The sequence below is a fragment of the Streptomyces sp. NPDC029674 genome (assembly GCF_044903205.1).
Taxonomy (GTDB): Bacteria; Actinomycetota; Actinomycetes; order Streptomycetales; family Streptomycetaceae; genus Streptomyces.
Map to the genome: position 1 here is coordinate 362,223 of NZ_JBJDPY010000003.1, position 26,065 is coordinate 388,287.

Consider the following 26,065-nt stretch of genomic DNA (forward strand, 5'->3'; position numbering starts at 1 on the left):
CCGCGCCCCCCCCCCCCCCCCCCCCGCGGCTTTTCTGTGGTTGCTCGCGCAGTTCCCCGCGCCCCTGGCGGGGCGCCCCTATCGGGGCGTCACCGCCCCGTCCTGCGGCTCCGCAGGAAGGGGCACGGCAACCGCTCCCGCGGAGCCGTCATCGTCCGTGTTGATGCGCTCGATGAGCGCATCCCGCTCCGGCGTGTCCTCGGGCTTGATGTAGCCGATCACGATGTACAGGACCAGCGACACCGCCAGCGGAATGGACACCTGGTACTGGAGCGGGACGCCGCCCTCGACGTTCCAGCTGATGGGGTAGTTGACCAGCCAGAAGGCGAGCAGGCCGAGGGCCCAGCTGGTGAGCGCGGCCGTCGGCCCGGAGCGGCGGAACGGCCGCAGCAGCCCCAGCATCATCGGGATGGCCATCGGACCCATCAGCCCGGCCACCCACTTGATCACGACGGTGATGATGTCCCCGAACGCGGGGGAATTGACCTGCGTGGCCGCCGCCATGGACAGGCCGAGGAAGACCACGGTCGTGACCCGGGCCGCGATCAGGCCCGAACGCTCGTTCCAGGCGCGGGCCTTGGCCGACACCACCGGCGCGCAGTCCCGCGTGAAGACGGCGGCGATGGCGTTGGCGTCGGACGAGCACATGGCCATGGTGTGCGAGAAGAAGCCGACGATGACGAGCCCCAACAGTCCGTGCGGCAGCAGCTGTTCCGTCATAAGCCCGTACGAGTCCGAGCCGTCGGCCTTCTCCGACTCCACCAGGAGCGGCGACATCCACATCGGGAAGAACAGCACCACCGGCCAGACCAGCCAGAGGATCGCGGAGAGCTTCGCGGAACGCGCGGCCTCCTTGGCGTTGGCGGTCGCCATGTAGCGCTGCGCCTGGTTGAGCATGCCGCCGTTGTACTCGAAGAGCTTGATGAAGAGGAACGCCAGCAGGAACACCGTGCCGTACGGACCGACGAGCGGCTTCTCGTGGCCCTGCAGCGCCGGCTCGTCCCAGGCGCCGAAGAAGCCGATGCCCATGTCGTTGAGCTCCATCACCACGGCGACGAACATCGCGATACCGGCGAGCAGCTGGATCACGAACTGCCCCAGCTCGGTGAGTGCGTCGGCCCACAGCCCGCCGATGGTGCAGTAGATGGCCGTGATGACGCCGGTGATGAGGATGCCCTGGTTGAGGGAGACACCGGTGAAGACGGAGAGCAGCGTCGCGATGGCGGCCCACTTCGCGCCCACGTCCACGATCTTCAGCAGCATGCCGGACCAGGCCAGCGCCTGCTGGGTCTTGAGGTCGTAGCGGTTCTTCAGATACTCCAGCGGGGAGGCGACGTGCAGCCGCGAACGCAGCCGGTTGATGCGCGGAGCGAAGAGCCGCGAGCCGATGGCGATGCCGAGCGCGATGGGAAAGGACCAGGTGACGAAGGACGTCACGCCGTAGGTGTACGCGATGCCGGCGTACCCGGTGAACATCACCGCGCTGTAGCCGGACATGTGGTGCGAGATGCCCGACAGCCACCAGGGCATCTTCCCGCCGGCCGTGAAGAAGTCGCTGACGTTGTCGACCCGCTTGTGGGACCACACGCCGATCGCGACCATCACGCCGAAGTAGCCGATGAGCACGGCCCAGTCGAGACTGTTCATATGGCCCTCCAGGGGTCCGCCTGGTGAACTGCGCATAACTGGCTCACACTTCGCCAGTGCCACGGAAGTGCCCGCTCATGGTGGGTTCGGGGGGTGGGCGCGGACAACGGGGGGTAAGGTCAAGAGCAGGCAAAATCGTTCGGTTTGCTGATTGCCGTTCACATACGTGTCCCGCAGGTGCGGTGCAGGCATGAAAAAGAGGCGCCCCCTTAAGGGGCGCCTCTCAAGGGGCGCGGGGAACTGCGCGACCAGCCACAGCGGCCCGCAGACGGACAGCTACCGCATAATCTCCCCCGCATTGACCAGCAGGGACTGCCCCGTAATGGCCCGAGCCCGATCGGACGCAAGAAAGACCACCGCATCCGCGACATCCCCATCCGTCGCCAGCTCGGGAAGCGCCATCCGAGAGACGAGCCGCCCCCGAACCTCCGCCTCGGAGACCCCCTCGCTCTGCGAGGCAAACCGCACGTACGCCTCGACGGGCGGCCCCCACATCCACCCGGGCAACACGGTATTGACCCGGATCCGATCCGGGCCCACCTCGTGCGCCAGCGAGTACATCGCCGAGGTCAACGCCCCCTTGGACGCCGCATAAGCGGCCTGCCGCACCTGCGAGGGCGCCGCGATCGCCGACTGCGTGCCGATGATGACGACCGAACCGCCCCGCCGCTCCCTGAGCGCGCCGAGGCATGCGCGCGTCATGCGCAGGGTGCCCAGCAGATTGACGTCGAGGACCTGCTGCCAGGTGGCGAAGTCCGCGTCCTCCAGGCCGCCGAAGTAGCTGTCCCAGGCGGCGACGTGGACAACGGCGTCTATCCCTCCGAACCGCTCACGCGCCAGCCCGGCGAGGGCCTCGCACTGTTCCTCGTCGGTGATGTCGGTGGCCCGGTAGGCGGTGCGCGCCCCTTCGGGGTCGATCTCCGCGGCCGACTTGGCGAGGTTCGCCTCCGTGCGCGCCCCGAGCACGGCGTTCCCGCCGTCGCGCACGACGGCCGCCGCGACCTGGTGGCCGAGCCCGGCGCCGACGCCCGAGACGACGACGGTCTTTCCCTCGAGGAGCGACGACGGCATGGGGCGCCTCCCGGCTCTGGCAGTTTCGCTGACGGCCCGTCAGAGTATGGGCGTCCACCGGAGGACGGAAGAGGGAAGCAGGGGAGAGCCATGAGCGAGGACACCCGGAGCGACGTCTACGCCGAGCTGGCCGCCGTCGGGCCCTACGGCGTGCACCCGGGGCACGCCCTGATCACCATGGTCGAGCCGCACCCGGGGCACGAGTTCGCGTACAACCGGTGGTACGAGGACGACCACTACTACGCGGGCGCGATGGCCATGCCCTGGATGTACGCCGGGCGCCGCTGGGTGGCCACCCGCGAGCTCCAGCTCCTGCGCTACCCCGCCAAGTCCGCGGTGGCCGAGCCGGTCACCGCGGGGTGCTACCTCTCCACGTACTGGGTGACGGACGGCCGCTACGACGACCACATGAAGTGGACCGTCGGCATCAACAAGCGGCTCAACCGCGACGGCCGGGTCTACCAGGACCGCACGCACGTCTTCACCGCGTTCCAGGACCACGCGGCGACCGTCTACCGGGACGGCGCGGCGGGACCGCGCGACTTCCACGCCCTCGACCATCCGTACGCGGGACTCGTCCTCGAAGTCATCGACGCCGAAGGGCCGGACGAGCGGGCCGCGCTGCTGGAGTGGCTGCGGTCCCGGCACCTGCCGCGGGCCCTCGCCGGCTCGCCCGCCGCGATGGTGACGCTGTTCCGGCCGACGCCGCTGCCGGGGGACCGGATGACGTACGTGAAACAGGTCGAGGGCGTGGACACCCGGCTGACGCTGCTGTGGTTCCTCCAGGAGGACCCGCGGGACTGCTGGGAGGCGTACTTCACCGGGCGGGAGGAGGCGGTGGCGGAGTCGGGGCTCGGACGGGTGGAGCTGGTGGCGCCGTTCATTCCCACGGTGCCGGGGACGGACACGTACGTCGACGCGCTGCGCTGACGCGGGGCGGGCGGGGCGGCCGGGGCAGGGCCGAGCCCCCTCGGCCGGGACGGCGGGCCAGTCGAGAGGGCTCACAATGATGCTGCCTATGTGATTGTCCTGCGTTTGCACCTTCTGGTGCTTCTGGTACTTCGCTGAAGCGCGCTGTCGTCTCACGCGAGGTCGGCAGCCCCCCGGCTCACCTCGCTGACGAACGCGTTCCACGACTCGGCCGGGAAGGCCAGGACCGGGCCCTCGACGACCTTGGAGTCGCGCACGGAGATCCCGTGCCGCACGGGGGACTTGACCTCGACGCACGCGCCGTTGCCGGTGGAGTACGAGGACTTGACCCACGTGTGCGAAGTACCTTGCTGAATCGCCATGTTCGCTCCGGTTTTTCCAGTCGATGAGTAGCTGTCACCGCGTCCCCGCGGTGGCGCCAACGCTCTTGCTCGATGGCGTGAATGACGCTACTCGCCAACTTCGTGGCGTGAAGGGATCGTTCACTCAACCGGATGGCATATTCCAGGGGGGACTTACGCGCCGACCCGGCAAGGGTGTACCGTGCGGCGCTTCCGTCCCGAGGCCTGCGATTCAGCGGGCGTAGTCCTTCGCGATGTCCGCGATGAGCTGTCTGGACTGCTCGACGTTGAGCGCCTGGGCACGCAGGTGCTCGTACATGACGCTGTACTGCTGGACGTCGTTCGCCTTCTCCAGGTACAGGTCGCTGGTGACGCCCTCGATGTAGACGACGCTGGAGTCGGCCGCGTCGGGGAACTCCAGGATCGCGTACTGGCCGTTGAGCCCCGGGTGCGCACCCATCTCGAAGGGGATCACCTGCACCGTCACGTGCGGCAGCTGGGACTGCTCGACGAGATGCTCCAGCTGGTCGCGCATGAGGTGCCGGGATCCGACGACGCGGCGCAGCGCCGATTCGTCGAGGACGGTCCACAGGCGCAGCGGATTGTCCGGCGCCGCGATGCGCTCCTGCCGGCGCATGCGCACCTGGACGCGTTTCTCGATGTCGGTCGGCGTGGTCTCCGGGAGCGCGCCGGTGATCAGCGCCTCCGCGTACGGGCGGGTCTGCAGCAGGCCCGGCACGACCTGCGGGTCGTACACGCGCAGGGACGCGGCGTCCGTCTCCAGACCGATGTACACGCTGTAGGGGATGTCGCCGAAGGAGTGCCACCAGCCCTGCTGGCGCGAGTCCTTGGCCATCTGCATGAGGGAGTCGACGACCCGGTGGTCCTCGACCTCGTAGACACCGCAGAGATCGCGGACGTCGCGCTGGCTGATCGAACGGCGGCCGTTCTCCAGGCGGCTGATCTTCGACTGTGACACGAGCAGGCGCTCGGCGACCTCCTCGGCCGTCATGCCCTTGAGCTCGCGGAGCCGACGGAGCTCCTGGCCCAACCGGCGTCGCCTGACAGTGGGATTGACATTGGACGCCACGGGACGTGCACCTCCGGCTTGCCTGCCTCTACTTTGCGTATCTACTGCTCAGCAGAGTGCCACCAACGAGGCCGGCACCGCTGGGAAACAGCGGATGATGCGAACGTGCGGGCGGATGTGCGAAGGGTGCGGCCTGCGGCGCCGAAGACGTGCGGCCGCGCGGGGTGGTGGTACCGGGGTGTCGTCGTCCGGACGGTCCGGTGCCACTCCCCGCGCGGCCCAGCGGCTCCCGAACCGGGTCTGGGGACTGCGGTGCGGCGCTGATGTGTGGGTCGTGCCGAGCGGTTGCGCGATGGTGCGGGTTACGTGGTTACGAGATGGTGCTGGGCCGCGCTCAGTGAGCGACGGCGCGTGCCATGGATCCGCGGCGCGGCTGCAGTGGCACCCCGCCGGGGTCCGCTGTCGCCCTGGCCGGTTGCCGGCCACCGCCCGGTCCCGCGGGACCCGCCGGTGCGGCGCTGCGACGCGGCTGGGCCGCGACGCCGTTCTGGACGTCCATCACGGCGTGCGCCACGAGGCCGCCCATGGGGTCGTGCCTGATCAGATCCCGGAGCCTGGAGCGCGATGAACGCCCCTCGTTCCCGGGGTAGAGATGCTTGCCGAGTCCGACCGCGTGGGCCAGGGCGGCGAGCGCGGCGGTCCGCGGGTCCGGCGGTACACCGGTGCGGATCGCCGAGTCGAGCCGGGACCTGATTTCCCGGCTGATGGCCGTCTCCGTCGCTTGGTAGCGAGTCGTCGGCAGTACCCCGCACATCTGGCCCGCCACGGCATGAACCATGCCGCACCGCTCCAGGTGCGAGAGATACGTCTGGCGGAGCCCCAGTCGGGGCCCGCCGATCCAGTGGACCGCCCGGACCGGGCTGCCGCGCCTGCGCAGCAGTTCCAGTGCGGAGTCCAATGTCGGATCTCCGGTCGGCCGTGGCATCACCACGGCGATACGATCCCCGTCTGGGGCTATCCGTCCGGCCAGCGCCAGCTCCACTAGCTGTGCTCCGGCCAGACCGAGGTCGAGCGACTGCGGCTGCGCTGTGGTTCCCGTGGCCGGGTCCAAAGCGAGCAGCAGAAGCTCCTCCGGAATTGTTCTGCGGCTCCTGCCCATCCATGCCTCCCCGCGTGGATGAATGACAGGGTGACCCCTCTCACATTGGTCTGTCGAGAGCGCGTGGGCGGGATGTACGGGAACCAGTAGGTATGTCGTTCTCGTCTACCACGGGGGTTAAGCCCTCACACAGGACACTGGTACACGGTTCGGACAGTGGGGTCCGGCCGGATTTGGCGCACGGCCGTCACACGGCAAGCATCAGCATCGGCAATCGGCATGGCGTACGAGGAGGCATCGGTGGCGGGCGAGACCCCCGACAGATCGAAGCAGCGGAAGTCGTCGGGGAACCCGACTGGGGCGGAGTCTTCTGATTCGGCGCCGGAGGAACGCGACCCGCGTCTCGCGATGACTCGCGAGACGCCCCAGGTGCGGGAGGACCGGGCGACCGCCGTCTTCTCGACGAAGGACGTCGCCGAGGCGGCGGCCGGTTCCGACGGTCCCGAGGACGAGGAGACCGAGGAGGAGAGCGGGGCGGAGGCCGGGGCGGGGGAAGCCCCGAAGGGCGAGCCGGGCGGCGACGCGCGGCTGCGGGACGCGGTGGCGGCGTGGGTCGCGACCTCGGACGAGCCGGAAGCGGAGGGCGACGACCCTCAGCCCGACTCTGAGCCCGAGCCCGAGCCCGAGCCCGAGGCTGAGGCTGAGGCTGAGAAGGCCGATGAGCCCGACGAGGGCGTCAAGGGCGTCAAGGGCGACAAGAGCGACAAGGGTGGCAAGGGCGATGAGCCCGTAAAGGCCGTCGAGCCCGACAAGGAAGCCAAGGCCGACAAGGCCGTCGAGCCCGACAAGGAAGCCAAGGCCGACAAGGCCGTCGAGCCCGATAAGGACGACGAGGACGACAAGGGTGACGAACCCCCGTCCACCGGGGTCGACCAGGCCACGGCCGTCTTCAAGGCACTGCCCCCGCAGGCCACGGGCAAGGCGACCGGCAAGGCGACCGGCAAGGCCGTCGACCAGCCCACCACCATGCTCAAGCTCGGGGACCACAAGGCCCCCGAGAGCAAGGGCGAGAGCAAGGGCGCAAAGGAAACTGCAAAGCCCGCGAAGCCCGCAAAGCCCGAGAGCGACGCCGAGCGGACCAGCAAGTTCGTCGCGCTGAAGCCGCTCGACGAGCCGTCCTCGCGCACCGCGCCCAAGCCCGCGCCCAAGCCCGCGCCCGCCGCGAAGGCAGCACCCAAGGCCGAGCCCAAGGCTGAGCCGAAGCCCGGCCCCAAGGCGGAGCCCAAGGCGGCCGTCCCCGTGCCTCCGCCGGTGGAGCGGACCACCCAGCAGCCCCTGCCGCCCAAGCCGCCCATCGACCTGCTCGCGGAGCTGACCAACACTCCGCCGCCGCCGGAGACGCCGGTCAGGACCGCCGTGCGGCGGGTCAAGATCTGGACGCCGCTGGTACTCCTCCTGATCGTCGTCTTTGCAGTCGTACAGGCCGTACGTCCGCTGCCGACGCCCACCCTGCAGCTCACCGCGCAGGAGTCCGTGTCGTTCGAGGGCGGCAAGCCGAGCCTGCCGTGGCCGGCCGACGGGCAGGCCGCGATGGACGTCAACGGCATCGGCTCGTTCGGCACGTCGGGCGACCAGAAGCCCGTGCCGATCGCGAGCATCGCCAAGGTCATGACGGTCTACCTCGTGCTGCGCGACCACCCGCTGAAGAAGGGTGAGGACGGCCCGAAGATCCCGGTCGACGCCGCCGCGCAGAAGCACTACGAGACGGGCAAGCCGGCCAACGAGTCCGTCGTCAAGGTCACCGAGGGCCAGAAGATCAGCGAGTACGAGGCGCTGCAGGCGGTCATGCTGCCGTCCGCGAACAACATCGCCAAGCTGCTCGCCCGCTGGGACACCAAGAGCGGCTCCGAGGACGCGTTCGTCGCCAAGATGAACAAGACCGCCAAGGAGCTGGGGATGAAGAACACCCACTACACGGACCCCAGCGGCCTCGACAAGACGACCGTCTCGACCGCCGAGGACCTGGTGAAGCTGGGCCGGGCGGCCATGGAGAACCCCGTCTTCAACGAGATCTCCCGCCAGCCGTCCTACACGGACCTCAACGGCGACAAGCAGAAGAACTTCTTCGGCCTCGTCCCGACCGTCGCCATCGGCATCAAGACGGGCACCACCACCGCGGCCGGCGGCAACATCCTCTTCGCCGCGGAGAAGAAGGTCGGCGGGGAGACCCAGACGATCATCGGTGCCGCCCTCGGCCAGTACGGCAGCAACGGCGTCGCCAACATCGACCAGGTCACCGACGTCACCAAGAAGCTCATCGTGGCCGGTCAGGAGGCGCTGACCGCCAAGACGATCGTGAAGAAGGGCGACGTCGTCGGACAGGTGGACGACGGTCTGGGCGGTACGACACCCGTCGTCGCCACCAAGGACGTCTCCGCCGTCGGCTGGTCGGGGCTGACCGTGAAGCTGCAGCTCGACGACGTCAAGGGCAAGACCGTCCCGCACACGGCGAAGGCGGGCACCAAGGTCGGCGTGCTGCACGTCGGTGACGGCAAGGGTGACGCCGTGGAGGTGCCGGTCGCGCTCGGGAAGGACCTCAGCGAACCGGGCTTCGGCGCCAAGCTGACCCGCGTCGGCTGAGCCGCTCGCAGGGCCCCGCGAGGGGAGTGAGGGGAGGCCCGCCCCCGGGCCTCCCCTCGCGCGCGCGTGCTAGCGTCACAAGCTCGGGGGTGGTACGCCGGGGCGGAGGACGAGTGTTCCGGGACGAACTCTCGTCGGCACGAAACCCCGGGTACTCCGGATACAGGGACGACACGGGGAGAGCCTCCAGTGGCCACAGCGGAGCCGACGCGCGCCGACGACGCCGCCGCCGCGCCTGAGACGGGCGGCGGCCGCCGCACCGGTGCGCGAATAAAGCTGCCGGTGAAGCTGCCGGCCCAGCGCCGCACACCGGAGGACGAGCCGGCCGCCCCGTGGCAGAAGCGCTTCCTGCGCCACCCGGTGACGATCACGACCGTGGTCGCCGGCGTGCTGCACATCGTCTGGTTCTTCACCTTCGCCAACAGCGGCGGCGACCTCGCGGCGCAGGACGCCTGGGCCGAGTTCGTCGGCAGGCACCCCGACTCGGCGTACAACCTCGCCTGGTACGGCGGCATGCACCCGGTGTCGTACAGCGTCGTCTCGCCGTATCTGATGTCGGTGCTCGGCGTGCGGACGACGATGATGATCGCCGGCACCGTCTCCGCGGCGCTGCTCACGATGATCCTCATGCGCAGCCGGGCCGTGAAGCAGCTGTGGTGGCCCGTCGTCGCGGGTCTCTTCGCGCTGCTGTGCAACGCCGTGTCGGGCCGCGTGACCTACGGCCTCGGCCAGATGTTCGCGCTGATGGCGGTCGCCGCCGTCTTCTGCTGGCCGCACCGCTGGCGGTACAAGCGGTGGGCGAAGGCGCTGGTCGCCGCGCCGTTCGCGGCGCTCGCGACGATGGGCAGCCCGGTCGCCGGGCTCTTCGTCGGCCTCGTCGCCGTCGCGCTGTTCCTCAGCAAGCGCTACCCGGGCGCGTACGCGCTGGGCATCGCGCCGTCCATCGTGGTGGGCCTCTCCGCGTGGCTCTTCCCGTTCTCCGGCACGCAGCCGATGTCGTTCGGCTCGGCGTCGCTGCCGCTGATCAGCGCCGTCCTCGTGTACTTCCTCGTGCCCAAGCAGTGGAAGACGGTGCGGATCACCACCGCCGTGTACGCGGCGTTCGTGCTCGGCGTCTGGCTGATCAGCTCGCAGATCGGCTCCAACATCTCGCGCCTCGCGATGTGCTTCACGGGCGTCGCGCTGCTCGCCGCGCTGCCGTACACCGTGCCGAAGTCCCGCAAGTGGTACGTGATCATCATGGCGTTCGTCGGCTTCACCGGCTGGATCGGGTTCAAGGCCGTCGACGACATCGTGCACACCCGCTCCGACGCCTCGTGGACGCGTGAGGTCGCGCCGCTGGTCAACGAGTTGAAGGAGCGGGGCGCCGCCAAGGGCCGCGTCGAGGTGGTGCCGGCCCGCAGCCACCGCGAGGCGTCCGCGCTCCCCGCGTACGTACAGCTCGCGCGGGGCTGGAACCGGCAGGCCGACATGGAGCGCAACCCGCTCTTCTACGACGACACCCTCAACTCCGCGAACTACCACGAGTGGCTGCAGCGCTGGTCCGTGCATTACGTGGCGCTCCCCAAGGGCGAGCCCGACGGCGACGGCGGCAAGCGCGAGGCGCAGCTCATCACGGACGGGCTGCCGTATCTGAAGAAGGTGTGGGTCGACACCAACTGGCAGCTGTACGAGGTCACCGACCCGCGGCCGCTCGCCGAGCCGAACGCGGTCGTGGAGCGCGCCGAGCAGGGCGAGATGACGATCCGCGTGGACAAGCCGGGCCGCGTCCTGATCCGCATCCCGTACTCGCCGTGGCTCAGCGTCGTCGACGCCGAGGGCAAGGGTGTCGAGCGGCCCCAGGAGACCGACGCGTCCAAGCGGCAGCGGGAGCTGAACGAGAAGCGCCCGAAGAAGTACGAGAACGTCCACGGCTGTCTGATGGAGGCCAGGGAGGACCAGGCCGGCGACAAGTGGGTCGAGCTGCTCGCCCCCAAGGCCGGCACCTACCGCCTCGGCTCGCCCTACCAGCTGCCGCGCGGCACGCCCTGCCCGGAGGAACTGGCCCGCTGAGACGGGATCTCAGCCGCCCGGCGGCGCGCAGATCCCGGACTCGGGCAGGCGCCCCGGGCCCGCGTCCGCCGCGGCTTCCGTGCGCACGGTGTCCAGGTGGCGCAGCAGTTCGTCGAGACGGCCGTCGGACGGCTGCCTGAAGTACTGCAGGACGGCCCGGTGGAACGCGTCGCGCACGCCGGGCGGCATCACGTCCGAGGCGTCGAAGCAGAGCGTGCGCGCCTTGCCGGTGAGGATCTCCGCGATGCGCCGGCCCGTCGGGTCGGTCGGCTGAGGATCGGTCGCGTCGGGGAAGAACGGCCGCAGTTCGTCCGCGGCCCCGGCCCGCCAGAGCGTGCGGGCCCGCTTGCTCGACAGGCGGTCGACGAGGGCGCGGGCCGCCGGGTCGCCGGTGAACACGGCGGCCATGTCGCCCGCCACCTCGTAGGCCCCGTCGTACGCGGGCCTGCCGCCGAGGAAGCCCGCCGCCGGGTCGACGCGGACCCGTTCGCCCGCGTACACGTAGCGGATGAACGCGCTCTGGTGCTCGTGCGTGCAGCGGGGCTCCAGGGAGCCGAGGAGGCCGCGCGGGCCGCCCTTCTTCGCCGGGTCGGCCGTCCCCACGTACGACGTCGTCAGCGACTGGTCGATCGACGCCTTGGAGCGGTCGCCAAGCAGCTCTGCCCACGTCGTCCACGCCCTGCGGACCCGCGGGTCCCGCCAGCTGAGCCGCCCCACGGCCCACTCCGTGTAGGTCTCGGGACCCGCCTGGTGGAGCAGGATGTCCTCCACCCAGTCGGTGCCCGGCCAGCCGGAGGTGGCCTGCGAGGCGAGGCCCACGCACCATTCGGGGGCCGCGGCCGACCGGTCCTCTCTGCTCCACACCAGGCTCTTGAGGTCGACCTTCAGCGGCACCCAGTAGGTGCGGCGCAGGCCGTCCACGTCGATCCGCGGGGACCACGGCGGATAGGCGCGGGCGGTGGCGGCGCGGTCGAGGGGGGTGAGGAGGTTGGCGCGGGCGTACTCGGTGAGTTCGCCGACGCTGTTGAGGATCGCCACGTCCGGCGGGTCGCCCGCCTCCAGCTGCGCGACGAGGGTCTCCCGCAGGGAACGGGTGCCCTGGTACGTGTACGACTGGCCGGTGCCGTCGTCGAGGCGGTGCAGCATCGCCTCGAACGCGTCGCCCTCGGGACCCGTCCAGGGGCCGAGCACGACGAGCGTCTCGGGCCGCGGGCCGCCGCAGGCCCCGGCGGTGACGGCCAGCAGGCACGCGGCGAGGAAGGCGCGGAGGACGGTGTGCGGCCGGTGCGTGCGGCGGCTCGTACGGCGGCTCATGTGACGGCTCCTGCACGGGAGATGAGGACGTATTCGCGGCGGTAGGCGTGCAGGGTGACGCCCGTCAGGGCCGCGCAGAGCAGGCCGACGGGCGTCACCCACGGCGCGGCCCCGTCCAGCGAGGAGAGGCGCCCCTCGGACAGGTCCTCCCGGACGCGTTCGTCGAGGAGCTCGATCAGCAGGGGGTGCCGCTCGCCGAAGGGCTTCTCGTCGATGGTCGACTCGATCTCGGGCGACGTACGGCCGGACAGCGCCTCCGCCGTGGACACCACGCGCTGCTGCGCCCGGTGGGCGAGCGCGGCGTCGGCCGTCAGGAACGGCAGCGCGAGCAGCGGCAGGGCCGCGACCAGGAGCGGGACGCTGACGTGCAGGCGCAGCCGGCGGCGCAGGAAGAGCTGGGTGCGCCACAGGCCGACGGCGAGCAGGACGAGGGCGAGCGCGGCGACGGCGCCCGCGGCGATCACGCGGCCGCCGAGCGCGGCCCGGTCCGCGAGCCGGCCCCGCAGCCGGTCCTCCAGGGTGGAGATGCGGTCCACGACGGCGGTCGCGTCGGAGTCGGAGCCGGTGACGGGCCGGCACGGCGGATAGCCGTCCGTGTCGTCCGTCGGCCCGGCGGGCGCGGGGGCGGAGCAGAGCATGCTGCGGGCGTAGGAGAGTCCGGCGTCGCGCAGCGCGGGGTCGCCGACGTTGTTCTGCGCGAAGGTGATCCAGTTGCCGTAGTCGACGACGAGCCCGGAGACGACGTCGAGCTCCTGGCGTTCGGCGGTGGTCAGGGCGCCGCTGCGGGCCACCTGGTTGAGGCGCTGCACGGCCCGGGTGGTGCGCGTGCTGTACCGCTTGCTCAGCCCGCTGAGCCGCACCGCCTCCCCGGCCCGCAGACTCTCCGCCGCCTCGCGGTCGGCGATCCGCAGCGACGTCTCGGCCTCGGCGAGACCCACGAGCGCGGGCGCGAAGCTGTCCCGCAGCGCCGCCGAGTCCTCCCGCACGTCCCCGTACGCCCAGCCGAACGCGACGGCCACGACGAGGGTGAGCAGCGGCAGCGCGACGAGCCGGTCCCGCAAGTAGCCGCGGTTGCGCGGCCGTTCGGCGAGCGGCGGGGGCCACAGGTGGCGGCGCAGCGCACGCAGCAGCCAGCCGGCGAGCGGCAGGGCGGCGTGTGCCCGGACCGGTGAGGGGGCGGTCACCTGAGGCCGCCGGGGAGGACCGTCGTGCTCGACTGGATGCGGGCCGCCTCCACGTCGAACTTCGTGATCCGGTCGCGGAGTTCGACCGTGCCCCGGGCCGTGTCGCGGACGCGGACGAGGCGGCGCAGGTGGTCCTGCATGGCGGTGTCGCCGGTCTCGACGGCGAGCCGCCAGGCCGTGCCGAGCAGCGTCTCGGCCGCCGCGTGCCTGCCGTGCTTCAGCTCGGCGCAGGCCTCCTCGAAGGTGCGGTGCAGCTCCTCCTCGTGCCGGTAGTGGGCGACCTGCGGGTCGAGGCGGCTGTACAGGTCGGCGTCGTCGGTCCAGCGCATCAGCACGGGCTGCGGCGGCGGCAGTCGCAGGCTGTCGGGCGGTGGGCCGTCCGTGTCGAGCTCCACCTCCGTCAGGAGGAGCTCCTTGCCCAGCTGGGCGGGGTCGTAGGGCACGCCGACGCAGAGCAGATAGGCGCGGGTCTCCTCGCCGCACGGGCCGAGGTCGTACTCGTGGACGGGCCCGCCCGCGCCCGTCCCGACGCCGGACAGGTCGACGCGGTCGGGGCCGAGCGCGACCCGCGTCGGATGGACCTGCTCGAAGGAGTGCGGGCGGGCTCCGGCGCGGTGGTAGAGGCGCAGCCGGAGGCCTGTGACGTCGCGGTCGGCGGCGCTCCCGGTGAGCGAGGCCAGTTCGTCCGGAAGCCGCGTCAGGTCCGCCACGGCGCGCGTGCGGCCGCCCAGCGTGCGCGCGATGAGGAGGAGTTCGTCGGTCTCCCAGGCGTCGCCGATGCCCACGACGTCGCACGCGAAGGCCCGCGCGCACCGCTCGACGCGCTCGTGCAGCTCCGCGCGGGTCTCGTAGCCCGGTTCGTTCTTGCCGTCGGTGAGCAGCAGCGCGTGGCGTACGTAGCCGCCGGCGTCCGGGGCGGGCAGCTCGCGGAAGAGCTGGCGGGCGCGCTCCAGCCAGGTGCCCATCGCGGTGCCGCCGCCGGGGGTGCAGTCGTGCAGGGCGGCCTCCGCGGCGGCCCGCGACTCGGGGTGCGCGACGGCGAGGCCGGGCCGTCTCGGGTAGATCATCGCGGTTCTGTCGCCGCCCGCGACCAGGGCGAACAGCGACCCGTCGGGGATGCGGGCCAGCGCGCTGACGGCGGCGGCGCGGGCGGCGGCGAGGCGGCTCGGCGGCATCACCATCGAGGAGGAGTGGTCGATGAGCAGCACCTCGGCGAGCCGGGGCCCGCCCGCACCGGCCACCCCCACCGCGTCGTCCGCACCGGCTGCCGGATCCCGCACCGTCGCGGCCCCCGGCGCCTTCGCCGTCCCCGGCCTGCGCACCGTCACCGTGAGGACGGCGTACATCCGCGCCGCCTCCTCCGCGTCCGGTGTGCGGGGGCGGGGCAGCTCGACGACCTGGCTCACCTCCAGGCCGACCGCGGCGGCCAGTTCCTGATCTTCTTGCCCAGCCATGGGGTGTCCTTGCCGAATCGGGAGTGCCGGAAGCCGAAGGGGCGTACCGCGTAGGCGCGGTCCAGGAGGATCTCGGCGAGCGGTATGCCGGTGCCGTCGTCCGCGGCCGGCGCGTCACGGGCGGCCTGGTGGGCGAGGCCCCGGTAGAAGCGGGAAAGGTCGGTGCGCAGGGCCCGTTCGTCCGCGGGGAACCCGAGCAGCGGATCGGCGCGCGCGGCGACGGCGCGCAGCTCGGCGGCGGTCATGCCCGGCCCGCCGAGCAGCCGGTGCGCCGCGCCCCACACCTCCGCCTTCATCCGTACGCGGGACTGTTCGTCGGTCAGCCCGTGCGCGGAGAAGAGCTGGGCCAGCGCCCGCACCGCCGCGGCCAGGCCGTCGGCGTCCCGCGCGTGGTCGACGCGGATGCGCACGGCGGCCGTGCGGGCTGCGGTGCGGTGCCGGGAGTGCTGGGGCACCGCGTCGAGCGCGGCGATGGCGTCCGTGAGGGCGTCGGGGCCGCCGAGGGCGAGCCGCGCCCGGACCGCGCCGAAGGCGGCGCTGCCCAGGGAGGGGTTGCGCAGCCGCACGGCCTCGTAGAAGGTCAGGGCCTCGTGCAGGCGGCCGAGGCGTTCGGCGCAGTGGCCGAGGGCAAGCTTGGGCGCGTACTCGCCGGGGATCGCGGCGTAGACGCGGTCGAAGTGGCCGCGGGCCTCCGGCACCCGGGAGCGGGCGAGGGCGAGCAGCCCGCGGTGCCAGTCGAGCCGCCAGTCGTGCGGGGCGTGCGCGGCCCCTATGGCGTCCTCGGCCAGGGCGAGGGCGGTCTCGGCGGCGGTGAGCGCCCCGTCCGTGCGCGGCGCCACCCGCAGCCGCAGCCTGCACCGCAGCAGGTGCACCTCGGGTGAGTCCCGCCAGTCGCCGGTGTGCTGGAGCAGCGCCTCGGGGTCGTCGTCGCTGAGCCTGCTGAGCTCGCCGTGGTGGTCGTCGTCCGGGTCGGGGCGGGGCACCGGAAGGCGCCGGGCGACCTCGGCCGGTGCGGGCGCGGGGTGGCGCGGCGCGGACGGCGGGGCGGCCCAGCGCGACACGTCGGGGGCGGCGCCGAGCCCGCCGTCGAGCGCGTACGGGGACTGCAGGAAGAGCGGCGACGGCTCGAAGGTCTCCGCTCCGGTGCGCAGGGAGCGCAACTCGCGGAAGACGCCGCGCAGTTGCTCGTCCATCTCGCGGGCCGTGGCGAAGCGTCCGGCGCGTGCGGTGCGGGTGGCGCGGCGCAGGGCGCGGGCGAGGGAGACCAGGCCGAGGCCGCGGTGGTTGCCGATGGCGTCGTCGCCGGGGGTGTCGTTCAGCGGGTCGAGCGCCGCCAGGTCCGCCAGGTCGTGGCGGGTCGCGCCGATGCCGCACAGGGTGCGCAGCGTCTCGCCGAGGCTGAACAGGTCGTCCTGCGGCAGGGATTCGCCGTGCGGGCCGACGCTGGGCGCGCGGTAGAGGGCGGTGGTGAGGCCGGGGGCGCCCGCGCGGCGCACGCTGCCGACGTCGACGAGTTTGGTGGTGGAGCCGTCGTGCATGACGTTGGGCGGTTTCAGGTCGCCGTACACCTTGCCGCGCTCGGGGGCGTGCAGATGGGCGAGCGCGGCCAGGATGCGTACGCCGTACGCGAGCACGAACTCCAGGAAGCGTTCGCGCCCGAACTCCTCGGGGTGCTCGTGCGCGCGGGCCCGCACCTCTTCGAGGTTGAGCCCGTCGACGTACTGGAGGACGAGGAAGTCGCCCACTCCGGCGTGGTGCCCGTAGTTGAACACCCGGATGAACCCGTCGTGGTTGAGCTCGACCAGCTCCTTGCGTTCGCCCCGGAGCAGGCTGTACGAGTCCGTGGCGAGCTCGGCGTGCAGCATCTTCACGGCGACGGCGCGGTCGTCGACCTTGGTGTCGTGGGCCAGGCAGACCTCGCCCATGCCGCCGTAGCCGAGCGAGCGCACGAGGCGGTACTGCCCGGCGAGCAGCGTGCCGGGCGGCAACGGCAGCCCGCTCAGCGCGACCGCCGCCGCCGTGTCGTCACCGTCCGCGTCGTCCGTGCTGTCCGCGCGGTCCAGGAGGGTGATCTCGGGCAGGACGGTCGGGTCGGGGTTCTCCGGCGGCAGGGCGACGCGGGCGGGGCGCGGCGCGGGCGCGGCCAGGCCCGGGTCGACGATCCACTGCTGGGAGGAGGACTCGTCGGTCCCGGACGGCTCCCGCTCCGCGGCCGGGCGCGGCGCCGGGTGCGAGGACGAGTGCGGCGCCGGGCGCGGCTGCGGCAGGGGAGACGAGTGCAGCCCGGTGTCCGGGTCGACGCGCTCGCCGCTGGCCAGGCAGTAGCCGGTCGGCGTGACGGTGCCCGTGCAGCCGGGGTGCGGGCAGGACTTGACCGGCGTCACGCGTCACCGTCCGTCTCGGCGAGGCGCCGCACCACCCGTGCGAACGCCGTCACCGCCCGCTCGGCGTCGGCCAGCGGGCACGGCCCCGCCATCAGGAGCTGCTGCGCCTCGCGGTAGGGCCCGACGGCGTCGGGGTGCTCGGCGAGGCCGCGCCGGGCGAGCCGCGCCAGGTGGTCCCGGAGCAGCCCGCGCAGCCGCAGATGCTCGTCGAGCACCTCGCGCAGCGCGCTCTCGGCCCGCTCGGCCCGCAACAGGTAGGTGTCCACGGCCTGTTCGGCATACGACAGTTTCTCCAGGAAGCGTGGGCCGCCGCGCCCGGTCAGTGGCCGCAGTTCGTTGCTGAGCTGCACCGTCCACAGGGCGGCCCGGGCGGCGTACCCGGTGGCGACCGGCGGGTCGACGACGTGCGGTTCGACGCGGTGGAAGAGGCGGCGGGCGCTGCGCTCGGTGTCGGCGAGGGCGTCGACGCGGGTGCCGATCCGCTGCAGCCACTGCGCGGCCCGCTCGGCGGGCAGCAGCTTCTCCGCCAGGGCGTAGGTGAAGCCGTGCGTGCTGGAGCGCACCACGAGCAGCAACCTGGCACCAGAGTCGGCGAGTTCGCCCAGTATCCGGGCGGCCGCGGCCGGTTCGGTGGCGGACCGGTCGGCGTAGAGCACGGCGACGGCGGGGCGCCGCCGCGGGGCCGGCTGCCGGCGTGCCGCGTGCCGCAGCTCGTGCCGGAGCACGGCGAGGGCCTCGCGCAGCTCCGGCTGTGCCGGCTCCTCCAGGGCGGCGCCCTCCAGGTCGAGGACGAGCCCGATGCTGCCGACCTGCGGCGCGATACCGGCCCGCGACAGGAGCGAGTCACCTCCGGCGCCGTACTCGACGGGCCGCACGGCGAGTTGCGGGGACTGCTCGCGGTCGGCCATGTTCAGTACGACGTAGAGGGCCTGCCGCGCCCGGTCGTCGTCCTCGGCGATGAAGAGGACCTCGGTGTCCCAGGCGTCCGCGTCGCCGTTCAGCCAGCGCGTGACGGTGCGCTGCAGGCCGTGCGGGCGGGCCGTGCGGGCGGCGTCCGCCGAGACGACGCGGTGGCCGGGGATGGCGTGCGGCCCGGTCACGTACCGCTCGGCGAACCGCCGGAAGTACTTGGCGACCGTGGCCGCCGGGATCATGTACCCGTGCTCGCCCCGCTCGTCGGCCTGCGCCAGGATGCCGAGCAGCCGGTCCGTGCCCTCCTCCCGCACCCCGGCCCCGCTGAACCCGCCCCGCAGCCGCTGCCCGGACCCGGCCCCGCCGCCCGTGAGGTCGATCTGCACCCGCTCGTCGCCCTGCCCGCCGGGCCCCCGGCAGGCACCGGTGAGCCACTGCCCGCCCGACTGGTACTCGGGAAACCCGTCGATGAGGACCGTGGCGCCCCGGTAGTCGAGCGTGCGGTGCAGGGTGACCGGCGACGGCACGGGCGCCGGCGTGTCCAGGACGAGCACCGCGAGGTCGCCCTGCGCCTTGCCGAAGGAGGGCACCCAGTGCCCGGCCTCCACGGTCGCGGTGCGGTGCGGGGTCCGGGTCAGGCCCTGGAGCAGCGGGAACTCGACCTGCACGCGGTCGGGCCGCAGCCCCGTCGCCGGGTCGCGGATCACATGGGCGCAGGTGAGCACCCGGTCGGTGCCGAACAGCACCCCGGCGCCCAGGACGTCACCGCTCCCCGAGGCCGCCCACCGCCGCAGCCGGACACGCCAACTGAAATGGCCGGTCGGAGAGTTGCCCCCGTCATCGGCGGACACCGCATCCCCCTCCATGCTTCCTCAGGATAGGGGCGGAGGAGGCCAATGACTCCTGGGCTGCAGGGGGAGGCAGTGGGCCGACCGCGCACGCACGGAGCGCGAACGGAGCGCGCGCGGGACCGCACTACGGTCCGGGCCCCGCTCGAGGTCAACGGACCGGCCCGGATCCGCCCGCGTACTCCTGCCAGATCCGCGGCGGCAGGACGTTGCCGCGCTGCGACTTCTCGCCGCCGACGCCCGACATCGGCATCAGCCGCGGCGCGCCCGGCCGCACCCGGAACACCGTCACCGCCGTCGACAGGTCCTTGGTGAAGCCGGTGAACCAGGCCGACCTGAGGCGGTCCTGGTCGCCCGTGCGGCCCGCCGCGACAGTCAGGCCGAGGCGCTTGCCGCCCGCCCGCAGCGCGCCGGTGACCTCCTGGGCCACCTGCGGGTCCAGCGCGCGCCGGGACGCCGGCGGGGCCAGCCCCGGCAGGGTCTCGCCGTCCTTCACGACCTTCGTCACCGAGTACGGGTCGCGCTGCACGCCGTCGTTGGCGAACGTCCCGTACGCGCCCGCCATGCGGATGGCGCTCGGCGTCGACGTGCCGATGGAGAAGGTCGGCTCCAGGCGGGCCATGCTCTGCCGCAGCAGCCCGGCCGCGACGGCCGTCCGGCGTACCGTGCCCGCGCCGACGTCCTTGCCGAGGCGTACGTACGTGGCGTTGCCGCCCGACACCAGGGCCTCGGAGAGCGTGGGGCGGTCGGGGTCGGAGATGCCTCCGGCCGGGGTCAGGGTGCCGTCGGCGGCGTACCGGCTGCCGGCCAGGACGTTCTGCCGCGCGCCGGACACCCGGCCGTCGAAGTGCGCCTCGGCGACCGGCCGCCCGCGCCCCACAACCCCGTGCTGCAACGCCGCGGCCAGCACGAACGGCTTGAACGCCGAGCCCACGGGCACCCCCGACGTGTCGGCGTTGTTGGTGAAGTGCTCGGTCGCGTCGGGCCCGCCGTACAGCGCGACGACCGCCCCGTCGGACGGCCGCACGGACGCGGCGCCGACCTGCACGTGCCGGTCGGCCGCGCGCCTCTTCGGGTCGAGATCGCGGTCGGTGACGCGCCGCACGGCCCGCTCCAGGCGGCCCACCGCGTCCTTGTCGAAGGTCGTGTGGATCTCGTGGCCGCCGCGGGCCAGCTCCTCGTCGGTGAGGCCGGTGTGCAGCTTGACGTACCGGTTCGCGACGTCGACGAGGTAGCCGGTCTGGCCGCCGAGACTCGTGGAGCGGGACTGGCGGCGCGGTTCGGGGAAGGTGCGGTACTTCGCCCGCTCCTTCTCGCTCATCAGCCCGACGTCGACCTGCCGGTCGAGGATCCACGCCCAGCGCTGCCGCGCCCGCTCGTGGTTCGCGGCGCCGACCGAAGGGTCGTACAGCTCGGCGCCCTTCAGCAGGGCGGCCAGCATGGCGCCCTGGCTGGGGTCCAGCTTCTTGGCGGGGATGCCGTAGTACGCGTGGGCGGCGGCCTCGATCCCGTTGGCCCCCCGCCCGAACCAGCTCGTGTTGAGGTACCCCTTGAGGATCTCCTCCTTGCTCTTCACCCGGTCCACCTTCAGCGCGATCACGAACTCCTTCACCTTCCGCGTGACCGTCTGGTCCTGCGAGAGATAGGTGTTCTTCACGTACTGCTGCGTGATGGTGGAACCGCCCTGCGTCTCCTTGCCGCGCGCCATGTTGACGACGGCGCGGGCCAGGCCCTTGGGGGAGACGCCGGAGTCCTCGTAGAAGGTCTCGTTCTCGGCGGCGATGACCGCGTCGACGGCGGCCGGGGCGATCTGGTCCAGCTCCACGTTCTGCCGGTTGACCTCGCCCGTGCTGACCATCTGGGTGCCGTCGGACCAGTAGTAGACGTTGGCCTCGCGGCGGGCCGCCTCGTTCTCGTCGGGGATGTCCACGCTGACGTACACGCAGATGAAGAGCACGGCGACGGACGTGACGAACAGCGCTGCCATGGCGAGGAGTTGGCGCCACGAGGGCAGCCAGCGGCGGACGCCTCTCCGGCCGTTGCGCGGGTAGTCCACGAGCCGGCGCCGGCCGCGGCGGCGCGACTTCTTCCCCTGAGCATGTGTCCCCATGCCGGGGGAGAGTGCGCCGCACACGGCCGGGTTGGCCCGGAGGCTGTTTGCGGTACGTAACAGTCGGCCGCGGGGAGGCGGCCGGGGAGGCGGCCGAGGTCAGCGGACCTTCGTCAGGTTCCCCTTGTCCTGGAGGGTCGCGATCCCGCGCGCCCAGAGGGAGTTGACCCGCTGGCGCTCCGTGGCGTTCGGGGTCGCGTTGGTGCAGGACGTGCCGGGTCCGCCGCCGGACATCAGCTCGCTGCACGGCCCCCGGTAGTTGTCGGGCAGACCGAGCACGTGGCCCGTCTCGTGGGACGTCACGCGCGTGGAGTTGTACTGCTGGTTCTGCCGGTAGTCCAGGAAGATGTAGCCGTGCCCGCGCCCGTCGGTGTAGGCGTACGAGCCGCGCGAGTCATTGCCCTCGCGGTACTCGAAGTCGCCGCCGGACGTGGTCTCCTGCAGCTGCACGTTGCTGACCGAGGAGTTCCATATCCGGGTGCTCGCCGCTATCTGGCTGCGGAAGCTGGGCGCCCGGCTCGTGCTGTACCGGACGGTGACCGCCTGGATGCCGGGCTGCGCCGCCTGCTTCTTCAGCGCCGACTTCATGACGGCCTCGAAGAACTGACGGTTGGCGGCCCGCTCCTCGGCCGAGCCCGCGTACGTGGAGACGGTGTACGCGGAGGTGGACTTGGCCGTCTCGGGGGCGGGGGCCGCGAGCGCGCTCGGGGCGGCGGCCAGCGAGGCCACGAGGGCGGCGGCGCCGAGGGTGGCGAGGAGACCGGTTCTGGATCTGTTCATGGGGGTGTGTCCCTTCCGGGATGGAGGCCTGCGGGTGCGGCCTCCGGTCGGGACGAGTATCGGGAGCGCGGGGCGTGTTCGGACCGATGCCATTCGGCGATAACGCGAAGGCATCAACCGACCGTTGGTGTCCGGTTCTTGGCGTGTGGTGACCGGATGTGGTGCGCGTATGCCGGAGGCGGGAATTAGCTCGGGCGGCGATGAATTGCTGAGGATGACGCCGCGGCGCCGCCGTGCGGTGCTGCGGCGCCTCGTACGCGTACGTCGTCCTGTCAGCGTCACCACGCTCCCCCTGAGAGGCCCCCCATGTCCGAGACCCCCGCCCCCGCCCCCGACTTCGAGCCGCGCGCGCTGCTCGCCGAGTCCCGGCTCGGCGTACTCGCCACGATCAAGGCGGACGGCCGCCCGCAGCTCTCGCCCGTGATGCCCTTCTACGACCGGGAGGCGGGCGTCCTCCACGTATCGATGACCGAGGGCCGGGCCAAGACGGTGAACCTGCGCCGGGACCCGCGGGCCACGCTGGAGGTGACCAGTCCCGACGGCCGTTCCTGGGCCACCGCCGAGGGCACGGCGACCCTCACGGGCCCGGGCACCGACCCCGAAGGGCCCGAGGTGGAGGCGCTGGTGCGCTACTACCGGGTCGCGGCAGGGGAGCACCCGGACTGGGACGAGTACCGGAGGGTGATGGTGGCCGACCGCCGGGTGCTCATGACGATGACGGTCGACCACGTGTACGGGGCGCGGCTCGGCTGAGGGCCCGTGCCGTCAGCGGTCGCGCGGGGTCACGACCATGCGGATGTCGTCGGCGGCCCACAGCACGAACCGTTCGACGGGCGTCACCTCGTGCCCCGGCGCGAGCCGGAACCGGAACCGCTTGAGGAGGACGGCGAGGACGAGCTCGGCCTCGACCATGGCGAGCCCGGCGCCCTCACAGCCGCGCGGCCCGATCCCGAACGGGATGTAGGCCAGCCGCGCCCGCTCCGCCACCGCCTCCGGGGTGAACCGCTCCGGCCGGAACCTCTCGGGCTCCGGCCAGTGGTCGGGGTTCATGTGCACGGCCCAGAAGGGGTAGAAGAGGGTGGTGCCGGCCGGAATCTCGTACGCGCCGAGACGCAGCGCCTCCGTCGTCTCCCGCGCCCCGTACGGCCCCGGCGGATACAGCCGCATCGACTCCTTCAGCACCATGTCGAGATACGTGAGCCGCCGCAGATCGGCGTAGCCGGGCGCCGTCCGGTCGCCGAGGACACGGTCCAGCTCCTCGGCGACGCGCTCGGCGATCTCGGGGTGCCGCCCCAGCAGGTAGAGCGTCCAGGAGACGGCGACGCCGGTGGTGTGGTGCGCGGCGAGCATGGTCACCATGACGGTGTCGCGGATACGGGCGGGGTGGGTACCGGCGTGGAGGAGGGCGCCTATGAGGTCGCTCCGGTCGACTCGGTCGGGCTGGGCGTTCCGGTCGGCCTGGTCGGCCCGGTCGGCCCGGTCGGCCCGGGCGTTCCGGTCGGCTTGGTTGGCCTGGGCGTTCCGGTCGGCCTGGTCGGCTCGGTCGGCTCGGTCGGCTCGGTCGGCCTGGTCGGCCTGGTCGGCCTGGTCGGCCTGGTTGGTCCGGTCGGCCTGGTCGTTCCGGTCGCTCCGGTCGCTCCGGTCGGCCCGGTCACTCCGGTCGGTACGGTCGTCCGGGCCGTGCCGGCCACTGGCCCGGTGCGCGGCGACGACGCGATCGACGGTGTCCCGCAGATACGTCAGCGCCCGCTCGGCCCGCGCCTGCCCCGCGCTCTCCTCCTCCCGCTCCTCCTCGGACCCGGCGACGCGGTAGACGCGCCCGAGGTACTCGGTGAGCACGTCCTCGAACGCCTCTACGACCTTGTCGGGCTCAACGATCTCTCCACCGGCCCCGCCAGCCCCACTGTCCCCGCTGCCCCGACCACCACCCCCCACCCCCACCCCCAACGCATACGCACAAATCATCCGCAGCGACAGCGCGGTCAGATCCTTCTGCAGCGCGACGGCCACCCCACCACCCGGCGCCGCCCCCGCATCCGCCCCCCACCGCTCCGCGAGGGCCTCCACCAGCGCCACGAACTCCCCGAAGTGCCGTTCGTGCGAAGGCCGGCCGGCGAACACCTCCAACAGCAGGCGCCGCCAGGGCCCGTGCTCCTCGGCGCCGAGGACCTGTAGGTTCCCGGCCTCGCACAGGGGCGCCAGGAACTCGAACAGCGGGGCGGGCCGTTCGTCGATCCGGGCGGTGGCCTCCAGCAGCACCGGATCGGCGACGGACACGGCCACCCCCACCCCCGGCAGCTGAAACCGCACCACGGGCCCGTACTCGGCGTGCAGCCGCAACTGGTAGAGGTGAAGCCCTCCGGCGGCCGCGATGGCCCCGACCCCACCGTCATCGCACAACTCCGGCCCAGGAACGCGCATGGCAGTACCTCCTCGACGCTGATGCCCTCAGCCCAACGGATGCCCTCAGGCCAACGAACGGGCCACGCACGAAGCCCGCACGTTTTCGGCCAGTAAGAGCCTGTGTCATAACCCCGGCCGGGTGGCCGCCGCCTGGCACGCACTCCCCCAAGGCCTGAATGGCCAGGGGGGACCCCCATGCCGGGTTGCCGAAACGCCCTAGTAGCTCCTCCCCCAGGCCTGAACGGCCCGGGGGGACCCCCATCGAGGACGCCCCGGCGCCTTGCGATCGCACGCACCAGACGACGCCCACTGATCCGGCCGGGGTTATGACACAGGCTCTAAACTTCCCGCGCTCGGAGGCTCCGCGGACGGCCGCGGAAGGCCACCGCAAGTCATGCTCAAGCGAGGGGGAACGGTGACGCACGGGGGATACCAGGGCTGGGGCCCGCCGAACGGACAGCCACAGGGCCCCGACGCCCCGAACCCATACCCGTACGGCCCACCTCCACCGGCGACCCCCTACCCCCACCCTCCGCAGCGGGCCCGGCGGCGGAGCCTGGGCTGTGGCCTCTTCTTCGTCTCACCGCTGATCCCGGTGGTCCGCTCCGCCCGCCGTCGCGCCGAGGCGATCTTCAACCAGCCGGGCGCGGGCCGCGTCGACGACCGGCTCGTGTCGCGGGTCCAGCTGTGGCGCGCGGCCCTCGGCGCGGCCGCGAGCTTCCTGCTGATCTACACGTACGGGGCGGACGACGGCTGGAGCGGCGTGGCCAACGACGGCGTGACGAAGCTGATCCTGGCCCCGCTGCTGCTCATCCTCACGGGCCCGCTGGTCGTCCTCGGCTTCATCCGTTACGCGCCGGCCGCGCGGCGCCCCCTGCTCCGTTCCCGGCTGCGGACGCCGCTCAAGGCGGTGGCCTGGTACGTCGGAATCCTGGCCGGCGTCGGCGTCGTACTGGCGGGCAGCACCGTGCTGTTGCGGCAGGACTACGGCACACTCCCGGACGGCCTGCTGGCCCTGGCCCTGCTCATCGGCCTCGTCTGGCTGCTCCCGTTCCTGCTCTTCGCCTCCGCGTACGCCGCCCGCTACGCCTTCAACACGTCGAACGTGCACGCCGCGCTGCCGGCCGCGCTCACCGTCGTACTCGTATGGGAGCTGACGCTCTGCAGCCTCGCGCTGGAGGGCGGAATGCCGCACGGTCCGCCCGCCGCGCAGTGGTGCGCGGTCCTGGGCGGCCCGGTGACCGTGACGGCGGTGGCGCTGTGGGAGCTCCACCGGATGCGGACCCGCTACGGCGTACGCGTCCGCACAGGGGCGTGACGACGCGACAAGGCCCCCTCCCGGCCTGCACGCCGGAGGGGGCCTTGGGTCACGTCACCTCAGCCGTCTGTCACCGAGCTGACGTGGTGATGGACGAGGGGCAAGCCCTAGTCCATCACCATGTCGCCCTGCTCGATCTCGGAGCTCTCGACGTGGGTGGTGATGACGTCTTCGCCGTTGCCGATGCCGTAGTGGCCGTCGTCGTCGTTGGCGACGGCGGCTCCCGCGCCGCCCAGGATGGTGCAGGCGGCGAGAGCAGTGGCAGCGAAGGCAGTGCGGATACGCATGTGTGGCCTCTCTTAGAGGTGTGAAGGGGGACATTACGGGCTTCCCCGCTTTCCGGCGGGAAGCAATCGTTCCGAGCCTTAAATCATCCGAACGGCCGCCGCTCCGGAAGCTCCCGCACGGAGCTCCGCACAGCGCTCCGCACAGCGCTCCGCACCTGTGTGACAGAAGGGGGCGCTTTTTTCTCCGTTGCTGCTGATACTGCGGCTATGAACTTAGGTATTGCCCGTGTGCAGACACACGGGATACACAACTCGGCGTCG

Annotated in this window: 19 protein-coding genes; 5 read left to right on the plus strand and 14 right to left on the minus strand. The window is 72.2% G+C overall.

Annotation, left to right across the window (positions count from 1 at the left end; translation table 11 throughout):
- Positions 1-78: 78 nt before the first annotated feature.
- Positions 79-1,647 (minus strand): sodium:solute symporter family protein, encoded by a 1,569-nt coding sequence (locus tag ACI2L3_RS09055; protein WP_404751651.1) that lies wholly within the window; start codon positions 1,645-1,647, stop codon positions 79-81.
- A gap of 276 nt (positions 1,648-1,923) precedes the next feature.
- Positions 1,924-2,718, minus strand: a complete 795-nt coding sequence (locus tag ACI2L3_RS09060; protein WP_404751652.1) for an SDR family oxidoreductase — start codon at positions 2,716-2,718, stop codon at positions 1,924-1,926.
- Positions 2,719-2,808: 90 nt separating this feature from the next.
- Between ACI2L3_RS09060 and ACI2L3_RS09065 the strand changes: the two genes are divergently transcribed.
- Positions 2,809-3,648, plus strand: coding sequence for a hypothetical protein (locus tag ACI2L3_RS09065; protein ID WP_404751653.1), 840 nt, complete (start codon positions 2,809-2,811; stop codon positions 3,646-3,648).
- A gap of 152 nt (positions 3,649-3,800) precedes the next feature.
- Here ACI2L3_RS09065 and ACI2L3_RS09070 read toward each other — a convergent pair whose 3' ends face one another.
- From ACI2L3_RS09070 to ACI2L3_RS09080, 3 genes are all read right to left on the minus strand, one after another.
- On the minus strand, positions 3,801-4,010 hold the full coding sequence (locus ACI2L3_RS09070) for a DUF397 domain-containing protein (protein ID WP_404751654.1): 210 nt from the start codon (positions 4,008-4,010) through the stop codon (positions 3,801-3,803).
- 211 nt (positions 4,011-4,221) lie between these two features.
- On the minus strand, positions 4,222-5,079 hold the full coding sequence (locus ACI2L3_RS09075; protein ID WP_404751655.1) for a helix-turn-helix domain-containing protein: 858 nt from the start codon (positions 5,077-5,079) through the stop codon (positions 4,222-4,224).
- 334 nt (positions 5,080-5,413) lie between these two features.
- Positions 5,414-6,178: a GPP34 family phosphoprotein gene (locus ACI2L3_RS09080; RefSeq protein WP_404751656.1), complete on the minus strand. Its 765-nt coding sequence runs from the start codon at positions 6,176-6,178 to the stop codon at positions 5,414-5,416.
- 348 nt (positions 6,179-6,526) lie between these two features.
- On the opposite strand from ACI2L3_RS09080, the gene ACI2L3_RS09085 reads away from it, so the two are divergent.
- Together ACI2L3_RS09085 and ACI2L3_RS09090 are read left to right on the plus strand one after the other, a co-directional pair.
- Complete coding sequence (locus ACI2L3_RS09085; protein WP_404751657.1) at positions 6,527-8,758, plus strand: D-alanyl-D-alanine carboxypeptidase; 2,232 nt, start codon at positions 6,527-6,529, stop codon at positions 8,756-8,758.
- A gap of 189 nt (positions 8,759-8,947) precedes the next feature.
- A complete protein-coding gene (locus ACI2L3_RS09090) occupies positions 8,948-10,810 on the plus strand; it encodes an MFS transporter (protein ID WP_404751658.1) in 1,863 nt (620 codons plus the stop codon).
- 9 nt (positions 10,811-10,819) lie between these two features.
- Here ACI2L3_RS09090 and ACI2L3_RS09095 read toward each other — a convergent pair whose 3' ends face one another.
- From ACI2L3_RS09095 to snpA, 7 genes are all read right to left on the minus strand, one after another.
- Positions 10,820-12,124 carry an extracellular solute-binding protein gene (locus ACI2L3_RS09095; RefSeq protein WP_404751659.1) on the minus strand — a complete coding sequence of 435 codons (1,305 nt, stop codon included), beginning with the start codon at positions 12,122-12,124 and terminating at the stop codon, positions 10,820-10,822.
- Positions 12,121-13,308 carry a hypothetical protein gene (locus ACI2L3_RS09100; RefSeq protein WP_404751660.1) on the minus strand — a complete coding sequence of 396 codons (1,188 nt, stop codon included), beginning with the start codon at positions 13,306-13,308 and terminating at the stop codon, positions 12,121-12,123. The genes ACI2L3_RS09095 and ACI2L3_RS09100 overlap by 4 nt, the downstream gene beginning before the upstream one ends.
- On the minus strand, positions 13,305-14,762 hold the full coding sequence (locus ACI2L3_RS09105) for a VWA domain-containing protein (protein ID WP_404751661.1): 1,458 nt from the start codon (positions 14,760-14,762) through the stop codon (positions 13,305-13,307). Before ACI2L3_RS09105 ends, ACI2L3_RS09100 begins: the two co-directional genes overlap by 4 nt.
- Positions 14,711-17,146, minus strand: coding sequence for a tetratricopeptide repeat protein (locus ACI2L3_RS09110; protein WP_404751662.1), 2,436 nt, complete (start codon positions 17,144-17,146; stop codon positions 14,711-14,713). Before ACI2L3_RS09110 ends, ACI2L3_RS09105 begins: the two co-directional genes overlap by 52 nt.
- Positions 17,143-18,924: a trypsin-like peptidase domain-containing protein gene (locus ACI2L3_RS09115; RefSeq protein ID WP_404751663.1), complete on the minus strand. Its 1,782-nt coding sequence runs from the start codon at positions 18,922-18,924 to the stop codon at positions 17,143-17,145. The genes ACI2L3_RS09110 and ACI2L3_RS09115 overlap by 4 nt, the downstream gene beginning before the upstream one ends.
- A 133-nt stretch (positions 18,925-19,057) precedes the next feature.
- The gene (locus ACI2L3_RS09120) at positions 19,058-21,016 is read right to left on the minus strand and encodes a transglycosylase domain-containing protein (RefSeq protein ID WP_404751664.1); all 1,959 of its coding nucleotides are present in this window, start codon (positions 21,014-21,016) and stop codon (positions 19,058-19,060) included.
- 99 nt (positions 21,017-21,115) lie between these two features.
- Positions 21,116-21,796, minus strand: coding sequence for a snapalysin (gene snpA / locus ACI2L3_RS09125; protein WP_404751665.1), 681 nt, complete (start codon positions 21,794-21,796; stop codon positions 21,116-21,118).
- A 306-nt stretch (positions 21,797-22,102) separates the two neighbouring features.
- Between snpA and ACI2L3_RS09130 the strand changes: the two genes are divergently transcribed.
- Positions 22,103-22,549 (plus strand): PPOX class F420-dependent oxidoreductase, encoded by a 447-nt coding sequence (locus ACI2L3_RS09130; RefSeq protein ID WP_404751666.1) that lies wholly within the window; start codon positions 22,103-22,105, stop codon positions 22,547-22,549.
- A gap of 12 nt (positions 22,550-22,561) precedes the next feature.
- Here the strand turns inward: ACI2L3_RS09130 and ACI2L3_RS09135 are convergent, their stop codons facing one another.
- Entirely contained in the window at positions 22,562-24,217 is a 1,656-nt protein-coding gene (locus tag ACI2L3_RS09135; protein WP_404751667.1) for a cytochrome P450, read from the minus strand.
- A 397-nt stretch (positions 24,218-24,614) separates the two neighbouring features.
- Between ACI2L3_RS09135 and ACI2L3_RS09140 the strand changes: the two genes are divergently transcribed.
- Positions 24,615-25,517, plus strand: coding sequence for a hypothetical protein (locus tag ACI2L3_RS09140; protein WP_404751668.1), 903 nt, complete (start codon positions 24,615-24,617; stop codon positions 25,515-25,517).
- Positions 25,518-25,624: 107 nt separating this feature from the next.
- On the opposite strand, the gene ACI2L3_RS09145 is transcribed toward ACI2L3_RS09140, so the two are convergent.
- Positions 25,625-25,804 carry a hypothetical protein gene (locus ACI2L3_RS09145; RefSeq protein ID WP_404751669.1) on the minus strand — a complete coding sequence of 60 codons (180 nt, stop codon included), beginning with the start codon at positions 25,802-25,804 and terminating at the stop codon, positions 25,625-25,627.
- Between the last annotated feature and the right edge of the window lie 261 nt (positions 25,805-26,065).